12 protein-coding genes and 3 pseudogenes are annotated in these 16,990 nt (G+C 73.3%); 6 read left to right on the plus strand and 9 right to left on the minus strand.

What is annotated here, in order from left to right:
* Positions 1 to 44: 44 nt before the first annotated feature.
* On the plus strand, positions 45 to 3,593 hold the full coding sequence (cydD, locus tag MUK52_RS16450) for a thiol reductant ABC exporter subunit CydD (protein WP_502963576.1): 3,549 nt from the start codon (positions 45 to 47) through the stop codon (positions 3,591 to 3,593).
* A 27-nt stretch (positions 3,594 to 3,620) separates the two neighbouring features.
* On the opposite strand, the gene MUK52_RS16455 is transcribed toward cydD, so the two are convergent.
* The gene (locus MUK52_RS16455) at positions 3,621 to 4,502 is read right to left on the minus strand and encodes a Cof-type HAD-IIB family hydrolase (protein ID WP_114058295.1); all 882 of its coding nucleotides are present in this window, start codon (positions 4,500 to 4,502) and stop codon (positions 3,621 to 3,623) included.
* A 118-nt stretch (positions 4,503 to 4,620) separates the two neighbouring features.
* On the opposite strand from MUK52_RS16455, the pseudogene MUK52_RS33175 reads away from it, so the two are divergent.
* A pseudogene (locus MUK52_RS33175) lies at positions 4,621 to 4,827 on the plus strand (LLM class flavin-dependent oxidoreductase); the annotation flags it as partial.
* Between the two features lie 94 nt (positions 4,828 to 4,921).
* On the opposite strand, the pseudogene MUK52_RS16460 reads toward MUK52_RS33175, so the two are convergent.
* Positions 4,922 to 5,174: pseudogene (locus MUK52_RS16460) on the minus strand (DNA-binding protein); the annotation flags it as partial.
* Positions 5,175 to 5,350: 176 nt separating this feature from the next.
* Between MUK52_RS16460 and MUK52_RS16465 the strand changes: the two are divergent.
* Entirely contained in the window at positions 5,351 to 6,844 is a 1,494-nt protein-coding gene (locus MUK52_RS16465) for a PQQ-binding-like beta-propeller repeat protein (RefSeq protein WP_284577471.1), read from the plus strand.
* Positions 6,845 to 6,902: 58 nt separating this feature from the next.
* A pseudogene (locus MUK52_RS16470) lies at positions 6,903 to 7,133 on the plus strand (LLM class flavin-dependent oxidoreductase); the annotation flags it as partial.
* Positions 7,134 to 7,188: 55 nt separating this feature from the next.
* On the opposite strand, the gene MUK52_RS16475 reads toward MUK52_RS16470, so the two are convergent.
* The 4 genes from MUK52_RS16475 to MUK52_RS16490 form a co-directional block, all read right to left on the minus strand.
* Complete coding sequence (locus MUK52_RS16475; RefSeq protein ID WP_114058292.1) at positions 7,189 to 7,590, minus strand: DNA-binding protein; 402 nt, start codon at positions 7,588 to 7,590, stop codon at positions 7,189 to 7,191.
* A complete protein-coding gene (locus MUK52_RS16480; RefSeq protein ID WP_114058291.1) occupies positions 7,587 to 7,835 on the minus strand; it encodes a type II toxin-antitoxin system CcdA family antitoxin in 249 nt (82 codons plus the stop codon). The genes MUK52_RS16475 and MUK52_RS16480 overlap by 4 nt, the downstream gene beginning before the upstream one ends.
* Positions 7,836 to 7,890: 55 nt before the next feature.
* Positions 7,891 to 9,051: a hypothetical protein gene (locus MUK52_RS16485; RefSeq protein WP_284577474.1), complete on the minus strand. Its 1,161-nt coding sequence runs from the start codon at positions 9,049 to 9,051 to the stop codon at positions 7,891 to 7,893.
* A 100-nt stretch (positions 9,052 to 9,151) separates the two neighbouring features.
* Positions 9,152 to 9,502 carry a hypothetical protein gene (locus MUK52_RS16490; protein WP_284577477.1) on the minus strand — a complete coding sequence of 117 codons (351 nt, stop codon included), beginning with the start codon at positions 9,500 to 9,502 and terminating at the stop codon, positions 9,152 to 9,154.
* Positions 9,503 to 9,603: 101 nt separating this feature from the next.
* On the opposite strand from MUK52_RS16490, the gene MUK52_RS16495 reads away from it, so the two are divergent.
* Positions 9,604 to 10,500, plus strand: coding sequence for an LLM class flavin-dependent oxidoreductase (locus MUK52_RS16495; protein ID WP_114058288.1), 897 nt, complete (start codon positions 9,604 to 9,606; stop codon positions 10,498 to 10,500).
* A 31-nt stretch (positions 10,501 to 10,531) separates the two neighbouring features.
* Here the strand turns inward: MUK52_RS16495 and MUK52_RS16500 are convergent, their stop codons facing one another.
* From MUK52_RS16500 to MUK52_RS16510, 3 genes are all read right to left on the minus strand, one after another.
* Complete coding sequence (locus tag MUK52_RS16500) at positions 10,532 to 13,573, minus strand: tetratricopeptide repeat protein (RefSeq protein ID WP_284577480.1); 3,042 nt, start codon at positions 13,571 to 13,573, stop codon at positions 10,532 to 10,534.
* Positions 13,570 to 15,432 carry an HSP90 family protein gene (locus MUK52_RS16505; RefSeq protein ID WP_284577482.1) on the minus strand — a complete coding sequence of 621 codons (1,863 nt, stop codon included), beginning with the start codon at positions 15,430 to 15,432 and terminating at the stop codon, positions 13,570 to 13,572. Before MUK52_RS16505 ends, MUK52_RS16500 begins: the two co-directional genes overlap by 4 nt.
* Before the next feature lie 116 nt (positions 15,433 to 15,548).
* The gene (locus MUK52_RS16510; protein WP_114058285.1) at positions 15,549 to 16,097 is read right to left on the minus strand and encodes an RNA 2'-phosphotransferase; all 549 of its coding nucleotides are present in this window, start codon (positions 16,095 to 16,097) and stop codon (positions 15,549 to 15,551) included.
* A gap of 133 nt (positions 16,098 to 16,230) precedes the next feature.
* On the opposite strand from MUK52_RS16510, the gene MUK52_RS16515 reads away from it, so the two are divergent.
* Complete coding sequence (locus MUK52_RS16515; RefSeq protein ID WP_284577485.1) at positions 16,231 to 16,986, plus strand: aquaporin; 756 nt, start codon at positions 16,231 to 16,233, stop codon at positions 16,984 to 16,986.
* Positions 16,987 to 16,990: the final 4 nt, after the last annotated feature.

The following is a 16,990-nucleotide window of genomic DNA, read 5'->3' on the forward strand; positions in this document are numbered from 1 at the left end:
CCTGCCGCCCCGCCCGGCCGTCCGTCTCCTGAGGGATGTTTCACGTGAAACCGATCGACCCGCGCCTGCTCCGGTACGCCCGGTCCACCCGCCTCTTCCTGGGGGCCGTTGTGGTCCTCGGGTGCGCCGGGGCGGGGCTGGTCATCGCCCAGGCGATGCTGATCGCCGAGATCGTCGTGGGCGCCTTCGAGAAGGGCCTCGACGGCCGGGACCTGCAGACGCCGCTGCTGCTCCTGGCCGCCGTGGCCCTGGGGCGCGGCCTGCTTGCGTGGCTCACGGAGCTGGCTGCCCACCGGGCCTCGGCCGCCGTCAAGTCGCACCTGCGCGGACAGCTCCTGGACCGGGCCGCCGACCTGGGGCCCGGGTGGCTGAGCGGGCAGCGGACCGGCTCTCTGGTGGCGCTGGCCACCCGGGGCGTGGACGCCCTCGACGACTACTTCGCCCGCTACCTGCCGCAGCTCGGCCTGGCGGTGGCTGTCCCGGCCGCCGTCCTCGCCCGCATCGTCACCGAGGACTGGGTCTCTGCGGCGATCATCGTGGTCACCCTGCCCCTCATCCCGCTGTTCATGGTGCTGATCGGGCTGGCCACGCAGTCCCGGATGAACCGGCAGTGGCAGCTGCTGTCCAGACTGTCGGGGCACTTCCTCGACGTCGTGGCCGGCCTGCCGACGCTCAAGGTCTTCGGCCGGGCCAAGGCGCAGGCCGAGTCGATCCGCCGGATCACCGGCGACTACCGCCGGGCCACCCTGCGGACCCTGCGGATCGCGTTCCTGTCGTCCTTCGCGCTGGAACTGCTGGCCACCCTCTCCGTGGCGCTCGTCGCCGTGACCATCGGCATGCGGCTCGTCCACGGCGAGCTCGACCTCTACACCGGGCTCGTGGTGCTGATCCTGGCGCCGGAGGCATACCTGCCGCTGCGCCAGGTCGGTGCCCAGTACCACGCGGCCGCGGAGGGGCTGGCCGCTGCGGAGGAGGTCTTCGAGGTGCTCGAAACGCCGGCGCCCCGGCCGGTGCCGGCCGTGTCGGCCGCCCTCCCCGGACCCGGTCCGGCCGGATTCTCCCTCGACGTCGACGGGGTGTCCGTTCGGTATCCCGGGCGGGGCACGGACTCGCCCTCTGCGGTCTCCCTCACCGTCGGGCCCGGCGAGTGCGTCGCCCTCACCGGCCCGAGCGGCGCCGGCAAGTCCACCCTGCTGCAGGTGCTGCTGGGATTCACCGCGCCGAGCGCGGGCCGGGTGCGGGTCGGCGGCGCCGACCTGTCCGCCCTCGATCCGGAGCAGTGGCGCCGGCACGTCGCCTGGGTGCCCCAGCGGCCGCACCTCTTCGCGGGAACGGTCGCGGAGAACGTGCGCCTCGCCCGGCCCGACGCCTCCGACGGGGCCGTGGCCCGGGCTCTGGAGGACGCCGGAGCCCGGGAGTTCGTCGCTGCTCTGCCGCAGGGTGCCGAAACGGTGCTCGGCGAGGGCGGGGCAGGGCTCTCGGCCGGCCAGCGCCAGCGGATCGCGCTGGCCCGCGCCTTCCTCGCCGACCGGCCGGTGCTCCTGCTCGACGAGCCGACCGCCGCGCTCGACGGGGAGACCGAGGCCGCCGTCGTGGAGGCGGTACGGCGCCTCGCTGCCGGCCGGACCGTCCTGCTGGTCGTGCACCGGCCGGCGCTGCTCGCCCTCGCGGACCGGGTCGTCGAGATCGGGGCCGCGCCCTCGGACCCCGCCCCCGACGCTGCCGCCGGTCCCCCGGCCCGGGCCGCCGGCGACGGCGGCTTCCGGGGTGCCGCAGTGTCCGGCGCGGCAGAGCCGGCGGACCAGCCGACGGCGGCCGCAGCGGTCGGCGCCGCAGGGGCAGGCCACCTGCGCCGGGTCAGGGCCGCCGCCCGTGCCTGGCAGGGGCGGTTCAGGCTCGGACTGCTGCTCGGCGCACTGGCCGTCGGATGCAGCGTCGGACTGATGGCGGTCTCCGGCTGGCTGATCTCCCGTGCCTCCGAGCAGCCGCCCATGCTCTACCTGATGATGGCCGTCACGGCCACGCGCGCCTTCGGTATGGGCCGCGCCGTGTTCCGGTACGCGGAACGGCTCGTCTCCCACGACGCCGTCCTGCGCATGCTGGCCGACCTGCGCGTGTCGGTCTTCCGGCGGCTGGAGCGCATCGCCCCCGCCGGGCTGCGCGGGCAGCGGCGCGGCGACCTGCTGGCGCGGCTCGTCGCCGACGCGGACGCCCTCCAGGACTACTGGCTGCGCTGGATGCTCCCGGTCGGCACCGCCGTCCTCGTCGGGAGCGGGTCGGTCGCTTTCGCCGTCTGGCTGCTGCCCGAGGCCGGCGCAGCCCTCGCTGCCGGGCTCCTCGCCGCCGGCATCGGGGTGCCGCTGGTCAGCGGCGCCTGTGCCCGTCGCGCCGAGCGCCGGCTGGCCCCCGCCCGCGGCGAGCTCGCCACCCGGACCGCCGACCTGCTGACCGGGACCGCGGAGCTGGCCGTCGCGGGTGCCCTGGGCCGCCGCAAGGACGCGGTCGCGGCCAGCGACAGGACCCTGACGGCCATCGCCGCCCGCGGGGCGGCCGCCACCGGCCTCGGCAGCGGCCTTTCCGCGCTCGTGTGCGGGCTGACGGTCGCCGCGGCCGCGGCGTTCGCCGCCGGAGCCGTCCAGGACGGCAGGCTCTCCGGTGTCGCCATGGCCGTGGCGGTCCTGACCCCGCTGGCCGCCTTCGAGGCCGTTGCCGGGCTGCCGCAGGCGGTGCAGTCCCGGCAGCGGGTGCTCCGCAGCGCCGAGCGGCTGCACGAGGTCCTCGACGCCCCCGAGCCGGTCGCCGAACCGGAGCGCCCGGCGGAGGCCCCCGCCTCGCCCTTCCCGCTCCGCCTCACGGGCCTCACCGCACGGCACCCGGGCCAGGAGCACGATGCCTTGCACGGACTGGACCTGGTCCTGGAGGCCGGACGGCGCACGGCCGTCGTCGGCGCCTCCGGAGCCGGCAAGACCACGCTCGCCCACGTCCTCCTCCGCTTCCTCGACCCGGCCGCAGGTTCCTACACCCTCGCCGGGACGGACGCCCGCACCCTCGGCGGCGACGACATCCGCCGCCTGGTCGGCCTGTGTGCCCAGGACGCCCACATCTTCGACAGCTCCGTACGGGAGAACCTGCGCCTGGCCCGCCCCGCGGCGAGCGAGGAGGACCTGCGCCGGGCTCTGGCCGGGGCCCGGATGCTGGACTGGGCCGAGGGGCTTCCCGACGGCCTCGACACCCTGGTGGGCGAGCACGGAGAGCGGATCTCGGGCGGACAGCGGCAGCGTCTGGCCCTGGCCCGTGCGCTGCTTGCGGACTTCCCGGTCCTGGTCCTGGACGAGCCCGCCGAGCACCTCGACCTGGCGACCGCCGACGCGCTGACGGCCGACCTGCTGGCGGCGACAGAGGGGCGGACCACCCTGCTGATCACGCACCGGCTGGCCGGCCTGGAGGCCGTGGACGAGGTGCTCGTCCTGGACGGTGGAGCGGTCGTTCAGCGCGGCCCGTACGCCGAACTCGCCTCCGTGGACGGCCCCCTGCGCCGGCTGCTGGAGCGGGAGAAGGCGGCCGACGGCCTGCTGGCCGGCCTCTCCCGCTGATCGGCCGGCCCGGAGGTGCCGCCGGCGTCAGCCCCGCTGTGTGGCGAGGTCGGCGAGGATGCGCTCGATGACGACCGCGACCCCGTCCTCGTTGTTGGCGACCGTCCGGCCCGAAGCGGCCGCGATGACATCGGGGTGTGCATTGCCCATCGCGTAAGAAGTGCCTGCCCAGCGGAGCATCTCCACGTCGTTCGGCATGTCGCCGAAGGCGACCACCTCGGACGGCGAGATCCCCCGCTCGGCGCAGCACAGCTCCAGGGTGCTGGCCTTGGACACGCCCAGGCCGCTGATCTCCAGCAGGGCTGTCGGGCTGGACCGGGTGATCGAGGCGTGGCCGCCCGCAGCCGTCCGGGCCAGCTCAAGGAACTCGTCCGGGGCCAGCTCGGCGTGGTGGGCCAGAAGCTTCAGCACGGGGGCGGCGGTCTCCCCCTCCTCGTCGAGCAGTTTCTCCGCGGTCGCGACGTTGGCACCCGGATCCTGGAAGAAGGGCGGGTACAGGGGCTCGTAGTTGATGCCGGTGGTCATCTCGACCGCGAACGACGCACCGGGGGCGACGGCGCGCAGCGTCTGCACCACTGTGAGGGCGGTGGCCCGGGGCAGGGCCCGCACCTCGACGAAGCTGCGTCCCGCGTGGAGGTCGACGACAGCGGCGCCGTTCGCGCAGATCGCGAGGCCGTGCCCGTGGACGTGGTCGCTGACCACGTCCATCCAGCGGGCAGGGCGCCCGGTGACGAAGAAGACCTCGATCCCGGCCTCCTCGGCGGCGGCGAGAGCGGCCACGGTCCGCAGCGAGACGGACTTGTCGTCGCGCAGCAGGGTGCCGTCGAGGTCGGTGGCGATGAGCCGTGGGGTCGGGGTGGGCCCTTCCGGGCGCTGGGGAGCCGAGGTCACGGGTCCATCTTCGCCCATGCACCTGCGGTGACAGGTCCCGATCCGCTGACGGAGCGGCCGCGGTGGCGATGTTTCACGTGAAACAGCGGCCTGCTCGGTTTCACGTGAAACATCACCCGGCCCTGCACTCGATCGCATGAGTCTGCGTCTGAGCACGGTGATCCTGCCCGTACGTCCGTGGCACGAAGGCGGCCGCGACCAGTGGCGGCGCCCCGAAGAACCGGGCTTCCACACCGCCTACAGGTACGACCCCCTGTCCTGGCGGTCGTTCCGCGACCTTCCCTGGTTTGGCGCGATTCCCACCCTCACGGCAGTGGCAGCGGCCACTGGGCGGCTCCGGCTGGCGCGCTCGCCACCTCAGTCAGGCCTCGTTCGCCTATCGCGGCCTGAACAGGGGAAACGTACGTCGGAGGCATTATGGTCCCGCGCGAGGACGATCAGATCGCGATAAGTCGGACGCGGTTGCCACACAGCTTGGCCGTGTCGTCGACGTCGGACGTGAGTACGGCCACCGGGCCCGGCTGCGGAGCGCCGGCTCGGCGACGGTGGCATCGATCGCGTACTTGTGGCCGTGGAGACCGGTCTCCTTCAGCAGCCCGGCGGCGCTCTGGCCGCCTGCTCGGTCACCGCTTCGACCTTGACCTGGGAGAGCACCCGGTTCAGTCGTGCCGTGTTCACCCGGGCGTGCGCACCGGCACGCGATCCCGGCACGCCGTTCCTGAGACCACCGTTTGCCGGACACCGGCAGCCCGGGGCCGTCGTAACGGCCGTGATCGGACCTACCCCGCCCGGCACGTGAGACGGATCATGGCAGCGGGCGGAGAGCACTTCGGGCCGCTCTCCGTCCGACGGCAGGAGGGGAGCCTGTGGCACGCACACGCAACGTCGTCCGCCCTTCGGGGGCGATAAGCCCTTGGCCGGTGGCCGGACCGGTCGCAGCCCTCATCGCCCTGCCGGGCGGGGCGGCGGCAGGAGCGATTCTGACCGGGGGCGTGCTGTGGTTGCTGGGCCTCGGTGACGGTAGCGAGGTGGCGTACACCATCGGAGGCGCACTCGGCCTGTGGATCACCTGGTGGCCGTCTCTCCGCGCCGTTCGGACCCATTGCCTCTGGGCCTGGACCGGCACTCTCGTCGCGGCCGCCCTCGTCGCGCCGACGGCCGTCCTCTCATCGGGAGAGTCCGTACGGCCCGTGTGGTCGGCCTCCCATGACACCCAGGCCGGTGTGTCGGCTGTGGGCAGTTGGTACGACGACGGCGTCGTCGTCCGGGTACGGGAAGACACGGCGACCGCGTTCCAAGCCGACGACGGTGGTATCGCGTGGAGTTGGAGCCCTCCCGGCCGGGAGAGGATCTGCACACTGAGCCGTCGGACGTCAGGGGGCATCGGTGTCCTCGGACACACCACGGACGGCAAGTCCTGTTCGGCCGCGATCGCCCTGGACCTGGGCACGGGGCGGGAGATCTGGCGCTCCGCCATGGCATCGGTGGACCGTGTCCTGGCAGACCAGGTGCCCGACCTGATCGCTGTCACCGGTGAGACCGTGGTGCTGCCCGAGGCCCGGGGGTGGCGAGCCATCGGGCTGTCCGACGGAACGGACCGGTGGCGGGCCGCGAGCGAGGAAGGCTGTTCACCCCTTCTTTCCGACAGCGACGGCCGCACCGTGGTCACCGTTGACGAGTGCGGTGAGCGCGCCGCTCCCGCACTGGCTACGTACGCGGGTCGCGACGGCCGACGACTCAGCCGCGGCCAGGTGCCTGCTGTCGGCGCCCCGCGGTTCCTGATGGTCCTCTCAGCTGCCCCCCTGACTCTCTGGGTACACGAGAGCGACCTCCGCGGTACCCGCGCAGTACTTGGTTACGACGAGCGAGGAGACGTCCGCACCACGTTGCCGACCGACGGGCCGACGGGGGAGATCCGGATCCTGCCCGGATACTCCAGCGCGTACCTCGATGTGCTGGAGGCCCGCCCGGTCCGGTCAGCCGCCGTGGTCGGCGACACCTTGGTGGCTGCCGAGGTGCGACCGGATGACCGGCGGTGGGTATCCAGCGGCAACAAGCCGGGATACCAGTCGACACGGGGCCGGATAGCCGGGTTCTCCATGACCAGCGGCACCCGGCTCTGGAGCGTCGACACCGACGCCGAGGTCGAGGGGGTGATCCGCCATGAGGACGAGATCTGGGCGATCGGCGGCAGCAAGCTGACGGCCGTCTCCTCCCGTACTGGCCTGCGGACCCACGAGGTCGCGACGCGGGAGACCGACACCCGGTTCCCCGCCGACCTGTGGATCCTTCAATCCGGCGGGTACGCCGTCGTTCACGCGGACGGAGGCAGCGCGGCACCCGTCACCGTCCTGCGCTGAACACCGCTCGGCAGCGCCCTTCACTGACGGGTGCCACGCCGTCGGCAGTGCACCCGTCATCGCTCCGCTCCTTCCGATCGACCGCTGGCACGAGGGAGGCCGCGCCAAGTGGCGGCGGGCCGAGAAGCTCGGCTTCCACGCCGCGTACAGCTACGACCACCTGTCCTGGCGGTCGTTCCGGGACGGGCCGTGGTTCGGGGCGATCCCCACGCTGACGGCGGCAGCAGCAGCCACGCAGAACATGCGCCTGGGCACGCTCGTCACCTCAGTCAAGCCTCGTTCACCCATCGCAGCCTGACCTGGGAAACATACGTCAGGGGCGTCTTGGCCGTGCCCGAAGCGGATCAGATCGCGATGAGTCGGACGCGGTTGCCGCACAGCCTGGCCATGTCGTCGACGTCCGACGTGAGCATGGCCACCGGGCCTGGCTGGCGGAGCGCGAGCTCGGCGACGGTGGCATCGATCGCATACTTGTGGCCGTGCAAGCCGGCCTCTTTCAGCAGGCCGGCAGCGGTTCTGGCCGCCTGCTCGGTCACCGCTTCCACCTTGACCTGGGAGAGCACCCAGTTCAGTCGGGCGGTGTTCACCCGGGCGTGCATGACCTCCACGATGGTGTTGGCGCAGACCACGAGATCGGCAGCCATCGAGTGGAAGGATCGGATCATCGCGAGCACGGCCCGGTCCTGTGAGATCCAGGCGGACAGTCCTTGGGAGTCCAGTACGACGGTCTCGATGCGGTGGTTCACGCGGCGCTCGCCGGCTCCTCGTGCTCGGCCGTGCCGAAGATCCTGGCCTGGGCCGCGGCCAGCTCCTCGTCGGTGAACGCGCCGTGCTCCTCCTCGTAGCGGCGCAGCTCCTCGCCGAGCAGCTGGTGTCTGATCTGGCGGGCGACGGCCTCCGCGACGTAGCCGGAGACGTTGTCCGTGAGCCTCTTCAGCTCCGCCACCTGCTCGGTGGGCAGAGTGACCGTGATGCGGGTCGTGTCAGCCATGGAGCCAGCATACTGCGGTATGCGCATCATCTCTCGGGCTTCTCCACCTACGAGCTCAGCGCCGCCCCGCACCGAGCAGCTCGCGTAGACGGTCGCCGATCACGGACACCCCGGGGCGCGGGTCGCTCTCGTAGTACCAGGGCTTGCGCCGGCGTAGCAGCGCGTCGCCGTGCTCGCTCCAGGTGAATCCGGGCTTCCTCAGCAGTTTCCGGAACACGGTGTCCGCCGTCTCCGGGTGAGCGGCGGCCAGCCGGCGGATCGGCAGTGGCGTGATCGACTCCTCGCGCAGGTACGTGCGCAGCAGGTCCTGGTGCTGTCTGCGGCCCGTGAGGGCGGGGTCTGCGAAGAGGTCCCGCAGCATCCCGTAGTCGGCGTAGAAGTTGAGCCCGTCGACCTGGTCGTAGACGACGCCGACGGTGTCCGAGTCCGCCAGTTCTGACGGCAGCTCGAAGAAGGGCAGGTCGAGGCCGGGGGGCCGCTTGCGGCGGGCACGACCGGGCTGTGCGGCGACGGCTGCCTCTTGGCGGTGGCGGTAGCAGGCGTTGAGGAGGTCCTCGGCTTCGGCAGGCGGAAGGACCAGTTCGTCGCCACCGCAGAACTTGACGAACGCTGCCCGGTCCTCCCGCATCCGCTGCCAGCCCTGCTCGATCTTCTCGGCGTTGCGGAAGACCAGTTCGGGGTGGTGCGTGGCCAGTTGCAGGGCTGCTTGGGCGATCTCGGTGGCGCTGGACCTGGGGTAGCTCGTCATCGCCCCGGACACCAACCACGCCCCGCCGACCGAGTGGACGGGTACCAGGCAGGTGTGGAGGAATCCCCCCTTGGACACTCCGCGGAACGCCGCCCGCCCGACGTTCGAGTAGGTGCGGTACTCCAGGTCGTCGACAAGGTTCAGCAGGATGACGGCATCGCCGTCCTTGCGCCGGATCTCGAAGACGCCCTCGACCGGGTCACGCCAGCCGAGCAGCATCTCCCGGTCGGCCGCGGTCAAGTCCTTCCGGCCGGTGACGAACCGGTCCACCACGGTCGACCCGTCCGGCAACCGGTACCGCAGGATGAAGTGGTCGGTGATCCGGATCGCCTCACCCTCGTCCAACTGCCGTTCAGGCCCAGCAGCCTCCAGCAGGAGGGGTGTCAACCACCGGTCGAAGCGGGCACTCTGCGCGAAGGTGACCAGCCGCCCCTTCAATTCGGCGCTGCGCTCGATGAGATCAGCCAATGACGGTTCATGGGTGCCCTGATGGGCGCCCTGTGCGGCCTCAGCCACGTTCAGCCCTTTCGTACGAGCCGGTTCCGCGTGAAGTGGGAGGGGTCCGGCCTCAACCGGCCCAGTGACGGTACGCCTCGATCCTTCCCCGAGCTCTCGGCTCCGCTCGAGCAGGGGAGACCCCATTCGCCCCCTCGGGCGCCGGGCTGGGCAACGGCAGATCCAGGATCCCGATCGACTGCCGGACGCGACCGTGAGAGCACAACGCGACAATCCTCCCGTCCGGCGTGAGGTCGACACCGTGCACCGTCACCTCGACGCCGAGAACCGCGCCAGTGAAGGGCAGGTCGAGGTACTCCTCAAGCATGGTGAACGGACCGGTCAGCTGCTCGTCCTCGGTGTAGGCGTCGACAGTCGCCTCTTCGATCATGGCCTCAAGCTCGACCCTGTCCAGCGTGCCCATGACGCCACGGTAGCGGCCCGCATCGCGACGTCAGTGTGGCTTCCCGAATCTGCTCCGTCGGCATATCCGTGACAGCGGGAGGCCCGCGTATCGTCGAGGTCATGCGTCTGAGCACGGTGATCCTCCCCATCCACCGATGGGCCGAAGGGCAGAAGATCTGGCGGCGGGCCGAAGACCTCGGCTTCCACGCCGCGTACACGTACGACCACCTGTCGTGGCGGTCGTTCCGGGACGGTCCGTGGTTCGGGGCGATCCCGACGCTGACGGCGGCAGCGTCAGTAACGCGGAGTATGCGCTTGGGTACGCTCGTGACGTCGCCGAACTTCCGGCATCCGGTGACCCTCGCCAAGGAGCTCATGACGCTGGACGACATCTCCGGCGGGCGGGTGACGCTCGGCATCGGGGCGGGGACCAGCGGGTTCGACGCGACCGTGCTGGGGCAGGGCCTGTGGACTCCGCGAGAGCGCGCGGACCGTTTCGCCGAGTTCCTCTCCCTGCTGGACCGGCTGCTGACGGAACCGGCAGTGAGCGCGCGGGGCGCGTACTACTCCGCCGACGAGGCGCGCAACATCCCCGGCTGCGTGCAGCGGCCCCGTCTTCCGTTCGCGGTCGCCGCGACCGGCCCCCGCGGTCTGAAGCTCGCCGCCGCCCACGGCCAGGCCTGGGTGACCACCGGCGACCCGAAGCTGTACGAGGACGGCACCCCCGAGCAGTCGCTGGAGGCACTGCGGGGCCAGTCGAGCCGCCTCGACAAGGCGCTTGCCGAGGCCGGCCGGGACACCTCCTCGATCGAGCGGATCCTGCTGACCGGCTTCACGCCGGAGCGCAACACCCTGCTGCGGTCCGTGGATGCCTTCGTCGACTTCGCGGGCCGCCACCAGGAGCTCGGGTTCACGGAGCTGGTGATCCACGCGCCGATCCCCGACTCCGACTTCGCCTCGGACGAGCGCGTCTTCGAGGAGATCGCCACGGAGGGACTGGCCCAGCTGGCCCGCTGAGGTCCCCGCCGGCAGGACGGCGGGGACCGGGTCAGCCCTGGGACAGCTGGGCGAGCGTGTACTCCGCGCGCTCCAGGAGGTCGCCGACGAGCCCCTCGGGAAGGGCCTTGAACTCCTCGACGAGCGCGGCGATCCGCGCCGCGCCCGCCTCCTCCCGGCCGAGCTCCTGCTCGGTCCAGGCGGCGTACTGCTCGCACTGCAGGCGGTCGGCGAGGTGGTCCGGCCCCAGCTGCCGGTAGACCGCGGCAGCGCGCCGGCACAGGTCGACTTCCTCGCGCCTGAGTGCCTCGGTCTCCTGCGCGTCCAGGAGGCCGGCCGGCCGCGGCCCGCCGCTGCCGTCCTCCTCGCCGCCGGCGTCGTACTCCTCGGCCAACTCCTCGGACCTGACCACCTGCCGGTCGGCCAGCTGGGCCAGCTGGTACCAGGTCTGGGCCAGCTCGGCGAGCAGGTGGGGGTCCTCCGGCGCGCCGGCCAGCGCCGCGTGCAGCACGTCGGCGGCCTGGTCCATCCGGGACCGGGCGTGCGCCGCCGCGGGAGCGGTGACCTCCTCCCGCAGGGCCTGCCAGGCCAGCGACCGCAGGATCCGCGCCTCCGAGACAGGCTCGCCGCCCGCTCGCCGGTACAGCTCCAGGGCGCGTTCCCAGGCGGCCGCCGCCTCCTCCGGCAGGCCCGTCCGGGCCAGCTGGTCGGCGGCAGAGTGCGCCAGGTGTGCGTGGGGCCGCTGGTCCTCCCAGTGCTCGGCCGTTTCCGCCGCGAGGAGGTACTGCTCCGCTGCCTCCTGCGGCTCGTTCAGTTCCGCCAGCAGGTCGCCCAGGAACTCGCGGGCCCCCACCGCCTGCCCTTCCCCGTGCTCCAGGAGGTCGGGGAGCGCCGACCGCAGGACCTCCGCCGCATCGACGTGGTGCCCCTGCACCGCGTGGGCCCGGGCCAGGGTGAACCGGGCCTGCGCCCCACCGCCGGAGACCAGTCCGGCCTGGTCGAACCAGTGCGCCGCAGCCAGTGCGTGCTCCGCCGCCTCCGAGGCCGCGTCGCCCCTGCGCAGCAGGATGTCCGCGAGCGTGAGGCGGACCGCGCCCTGTGCTTCGGCGTCGGTCACCTCCGCCGCGTGCTCCAGGCCGGTACGCGCCGCCTGCTCGGCCTCCTCCGGGCGGCCCAGCGCCATCAGCACACCGGCGAGCAGCGTGAGCGGGTCGACTGCCAGCCAGGGGCGGCCCGCGGCCGCCGCCCGCGCGGCGGCCGCGTCGAGCAGCGGTGCGGCGCCCTCGGGATCTCCCTGCGACAGGGCGATGCGGCCCAGCATCTCCTCCGCCTCCGCGGCGAGGTCGGGCAGCGACCCGCGGTGGGCGGCGGCGAAGGCCGTGAGCCGGGCGGCCTGCTCCGCGGCAACCTCGGCGCCGTGCCCGTGGTCCTCCGGCGGGCCGTCACCGCCGTGGGACTCACGGGACCGAAGGTAGGGCTCCAGCCGGAGTGCGGCCAGTTCCGCCAGGGCGATCCGGCGGCCGCGCAGCGGCTCGCCGGCCTCCAGCGCCTCGGCGGCCTCGGCCCCCGCCGCGAGCAGGGCGCGGATCCGCTCGGGGGCAGCCCCGTCCTGCGCGGCAGCGCTGGCCAGCCGCAGTTCCGCCAGTGCCGCGCGCTGCGCCTGTCCGAGGGCCCGGTAGCCGTCGCGGGCCGCCGCGAGCAGGTCCGCCGCCTCCGGGGCTCCCCCGCGGGCGGCGGCGAGTGCGCGGCTGTCGGCAAGGTCGGCTGCGGTCAGCGGGTCCACGGCGCTTTCGGGCAGCGCCGCGGCCCGCGCAGCGGCCTCGGCCCAGAGCGCGTCCGCTGCGGGGTGGCCCTGGTCGCGTGCCGTGCGCGCCCGCTCCACCAGCTCGGCGAAGCCCTCCGCCGGTGCGGCCGCGTCCGCCGCTTCGGCGGCCCGCCGGGACGGCACCGCGGACGGGGGCTCGACTTCGGTCTGCGGGAGCGGCGCGCTGCGGACGCCCAGCGGCAGTACGCTCACGAGCGGCTGCCGGCCGACCCGGGCCAGGAAGCGCTCCGAGGTGCGGGGGCTGCGGTTGCGGGCGTCGAAGCGGCGGGCGATGTCGAGGGCGCTCGCGTGGAGGTGCGCGTACAGGGCGGAGACCGTGCGGGGGCCGTCCGCGTAGGGGACGGCCGGGCTGCTGCCGTGTCCCAGTTCCTCCAGCCGGCGCAGTAGCACGAGCACGCCGCCGTGGAAGTCGAGCTGGTCGTCGGCGTTGGCGAGGGCACCCAGGTGTCCGGCGTGCTCGGCCAGGATCTCCAGGCCGCGGGACTCGTTGCCGCTGAGGGCGCAGAACTCGATGTGCCGGCCGACCGACGGCAGGAGGCTCTCGTTGCCGCGCGCCAGCCGGTAGCCGCGGATGTGGTTGCGGCGGGCCTCGTCGAGGCGGCCGAGCCGCAGCAGCGGCAGCAGGGAGGCGGCCAGCACCCGGTGCGGCTCCTCCGCGCAGGTCAGGCCGCCCGTGAGGACCGGCTGCCACAGCTCCAGGGCGCGGGCGTCGTCGCCGCGCAGGGCGGCGTACTGGCCTTGGCTGTTGAGCTCGCAGGCGTGGCAGTCGCTCATGGCGTCCCGCTCGGCGGCGAGCCAGGCGCGCATCGCCCGGTCGGCGCGCTCGTCGTCTCCGGTGGCGTCGGCGAGCCACATCTCGGCCTCGCGGACGGGGCGCTCGCTGTAGCCGGCGAGCCGGTAGCGGCGCTCCATCTCCTCCAGCCAGCCGCGGGCGGAGTCCAGGGGGATTTCGGGGGAGTCGCCGATGGCCGTCCCGATCCACTTGAACTGCCAGAACAGCGTGTGGACGTCCCACCGGCCGAAGGAGCCGGGGTCCTGGTCGTACTCCTGGAGCAGCCGGGCGAAGGGGACGAGCATCTTCGAGGACTCGGCGCTGTGCAGGTAGGAGGTGATCAGGTTGTCCAGCGCCTCGCGGAAGAGCGCCTTGTCGCCGGTGGCCTCGGCCGCGCCGGCCAGGGCCTCGGCGTGGGCGTTGCGGGCGGACCCGTTGGGGGCGCTGCGGTTCTCCTGGAGGGCCTGCCGGACCTCGTCGGGCGTCATCGTGGTCACTGCGGGTCCTCCAGGGCGTCGGCGGGGTGGGTGGCCCATTCCAGGAGCCCGAGGAAGGCCCGGTTGAGCAGGGCGGTGTCGGCCGCGCGCAGCGGCCGCTGGGACATCAACAGCGCCTGCCCGTACAGGGATTCGACGGCGGTGCCGGTGAGGCCTTCATCGGGCAGGGAGGCGATGCGCCGGATGAGCGGGTTGTTGTGGTTGAGGACGAGGCGGGCCCGCGGCGCCGACCCGCGCAGCGCGCCGAGGATGCCGGTCCACAGGGAGTCGGCGCTGTCGAGGGCGGCGGTGCGGTCGCGCTCCTGGCGGGCCTGCCGGTCGTCGAGGTACAGCGCGGGGACGGAGACGGGCTGGAACGCGCGCAGCACCACGTCGCAGCCCTGTGCCTGGAGGCGGGTGCGGGCGGTGGACAGGAACGGGGCGAGGGCCAGTTCGGCCGCGGTCGGGACGGGGTCCAGCCGCTCGGTGACGGCTCCGGCGTCGAGCTCGGCGACCTTGAGCTCCGGCCGTACGGCAGGCAGCAGGGCGAGCAGGTCTGCGTCGTAGGTGTATCCGGCATTGACGACGCCGAGCCCGTGGGCGGCTGCGATCGGGGCGATCTGGCGGAACTCCTCGACGGACCGGGTGAAGTGGATCTCGGGGTGGGCGGCCGTGAACTCCTGGAGGCTCATCGATCCGTCGCTGGTCTCGAACGGCAGCCAGGGCAGCATCAGGCCGAGGAGCTCGGGGTCGTGCCGGGCGAGGGACTTCACCCCGAGGTGGTGGACGGCCAGGAACGCGGCCAGGCGCTCCGGGTCGCTCGCGGCAAGCTCGGCGAGCCAGGCGCGGATGCGGGCGCCGAGGGCCTCGCGGACGGCGGCCAGGGTCTCGTCGTCGTACAGGTTCTCACGGGACGCGGTCGGCCGGAGGGTGTCGGTGTCCAGGACGGCGCGTACGAAGAACGCCCAGTCGGGCAGCAGGTTGTCGGCCCGGTCCGTGAGGAGCATGCCCTTGAGGTGGACGCGGTGGCCGGAGCGGTGGGCCGGGCTGGTCGGCTCGGGCAGGACGTACGCGACGCCGCGGACTCCGGCGAGCGGCAGGTCGAGATCGATGCTGTCGAGCGGGGTGAACCCGAAGAGTCCGGAGCAGTGGCCGGCGAGCGCGACGCGGCGGGCGGCCGGTGTGGGGAAGGGGCGGTCCCAGACGGCGGGCCGGTCGGTGACCGGCCGCGGCTCGCCGCCCGTGCCGTTGTCGAAGGTGATGTCGTAGGGCAGGAGGGAGCCGTAGTCGCGGGCCAGCTGTTCGACCTTGGCGGGCGCCATCCATTCCCCGGCGCCGGGGCGGGCCTCCAGCTCGACGGTGGTGCCGGGCTCGCGGCGGGCGTCGTGGGGCAGTTCGCGGACGGTGTAGGTGCCGTCGTCGGCGGCGAGCCATTCGACGGGGGCGGCCTGCGGGTCGCGGGCGGAGCGGGTGGTGACGCGGATCCGGCGGGCGACGACGAAGCAGGCGAGCAGGCCGATGCCGAACTGGCCGAGGAACTCGCGGCGGGCGTTCTCCAGGCCGTGTTCGCCGCCGCGCTTGGAGCTGCGGCCGATGGTGGCGAGGAGGGAGTGCGCCTCGTCGGCGGTCAGGCCGATGCCGCTGTCCTCGATGGTGACGCGTCCCCCGGAGGCGGCGAGGCGGATGCGGATCGCGGCCTGCGGGTCCACTGCGTGCCGGGCGGTGACGGCGTCGACCGCGTTCTGCAGGAGCTCGCGGACGTAGACGCGCGGGCTGGAGTAGAGGTGGTGGGAGAGCAGGTCGACGAGGCCGCGCAGGTCCACCTGGAAGGTGTTGGCCCCGGGGTCGGCGGGGAGCGCGGCAGCGGATGCAGATGTCATGGAAAGTCACCTCGCGTTGGTGCATGGGTGGTTCGGTGATCGCGAGGTGCCCCCCCCTCACGGATCCCGGAATGGGGAACAGGTTAGGGGGATGATCTGACAGTCTGCCGGGAAATTCAGTGCGGCCCCGGCAGGCGGAGGAACCGCGGCGGTACCGCGTCCACGAGCCAGACGCCGTTGGCGCTGATCCGGAAGACGTGTCCGGCGGCCCGCATCGCTGCCGCGTCGACGCCGATGACGACCGGGCGGCCGCGGCGTGCCCCGACGCGGGTGGCGGTCTCCCGGTCGGGGGACAGGTGGACGTGGTGGCGGGCCATCGGGCGCAGGCCCTCGGCGCGGATGGCGTCCAGCGCCGCGGCGACGGTGCCGTGGTAGAGGTGCGCCGGAGGCTCGGCCTCCGGGAGGGCCAGGTCCACGGGCACGGTGTGGCCCTGGTTGGCGCGGATGCGGGTCCCGTCGACGGCGAAGCGCTGCTTGTCGTTGGCGGCGACGACATGGTCGAGTTCGGCTCGTGTGACGGGGAAGCCGTGGGCGGCGGCCGCGGCCAGGAGGTCGCCGATCTCGGCCCAGCCCTGCGGGTCGAGGTGCAGTCCGATGCGCTCGGGCTGGTGGCGCAGGTGCTTCGACATGTATTTGGACACCTTCACGGTGCGTCTGTCGTCCATGTGCCCAGCTTGCCGGGGCGTGGCCGGCTTCCGCACCGTATTTCGGCCGCTCCGGCCGAGAGGCACCCAGGGTAGATGCGTTCCGTTATGCGGAATATATTTTCCATTGTTTGCCTGCTCCGGGGGAGGACCCATGACCATCCACGCTTCCCTGCCGCGCCGCGCGGCCGCCGAGTTCGCGGGCGCCGCGGGCCTCCTCGCGGTGGTCGTCGGATCCGGCATCCAGGCGGCGGCCCTCAGCAGCGACACCGGTGTCGCCCTGGCCGTCAACTCACTCGCCTCGGCCATCGGCCTCGGCCTGGCCGTCACCCTCTTCGCGCCGATCTCCGGGGCGCACCTCAACCCCGTCGTCACCCTCGCCTCGTGGTGGGCGCGCCGCCGCGGCGGCGCCGGTCTGCCGGGCCGGGAGGCGCTCGCCTACGCCGCCGCGCAGACCGCGGGGGCCGTCGCCGGGGCCGTCCTCGCCGAGACGATGTTCGGCCGGGTGCCCGGTGCCTTCGCCACCCAGGTCCGCGGCGGCGGCCACCTCCTCGTCGGCGAGGTCGTCGCCACCGCGGGACTGGTGCTGGTGATCCGGGGCCTGGACCGCACCGGGCGGCCGCGGCTCGTTCCCGCAGCGGTGGCGGCGTACCTCGCGTGCGCGATCTGGTTCACCTCCTCCGGCTCGTTCGCCAACCCCGCCGGCACGGTGGGGCGCGCCTTCAGCGACTCCCTCACGGGAATCGCCCCGCAGTCGCTGCCCGGCTTCGTGGCGGCGCAGTTGGCCGGCGGAGCGCTGGGCCTGGCCCTCGCTGCGCTCCTCTACGGAGGCCGCGGCAGGCGTACCGCCGTACGGGCGGACGGCGCGGCGGAGCCGGCGGCAGGCAGGGCGGCCGGGATCGCCAGCTGACGCG

The sequence above is a fragment of the Streptomyces sp. 2P-4 genome, from assembly GCF_030167965.1.
GTDB classification, from domain to species: Bacteria; Actinomycetota; Actinomycetes; order Streptomycetales; family Streptomycetaceae; genus Streptomyces; species Streptomyces globosus_A.

What these genes read in the sequence shown, in the direction of transcription:
- MUK52_RS16510 (WP_114058285.1), bottom strand. Translation starts at nt 16,097, where the DNA reads ATGGACGACAGACGCACCGTGAAGGTGTCCAAATACATGTCGAAGCAC.
- MUK52_RS16495 (WP_114058288.1), top strand. Translation starts at nt 9,604, where the DNA reads ATGCGTCTGAGCACGGTGATCCTCCCCATCCACCGATGGGCCGAAGGG.
- MUK52_RS16515 (WP_284577485.1), top strand. Translation starts at nt 16,231, where the DNA reads ATGACCATCCACGCTTCCCTGCCGCGCCGCGCGGCCGCCGAGTTCGCG.
- MUK52_RS16505 (WP_284577482.1), bottom strand. Translation starts at nt 15,432, where the DNA reads ATGACATCTGCATCCGCTGCCGCGCTCCCCGCCGACCCCGGGGCCAAC.
- MUK52_RS16490 (WP_284577477.1), bottom strand. Translation starts at nt 9,502, where the DNA reads ATGGGCACGCTGGACAGGGTCGAGCTTGAGGCCATGATCGAAGAGGCG.
- MUK52_RS16455 (WP_114058295.1), bottom strand. Translation starts at nt 4,502, where the DNA reads ATGGGCGAAGATGGACCCGTGACCTCGGCTCCCCAGCGCCCGGAAGGG.
- MUK52_RS16480 (WP_114058291.1), bottom strand. Translation starts at nt 7,835, where the DNA reads ATGGCTGACACGACCCGCATCACGGTCACTCTGCCCACCGAGCAGGTG.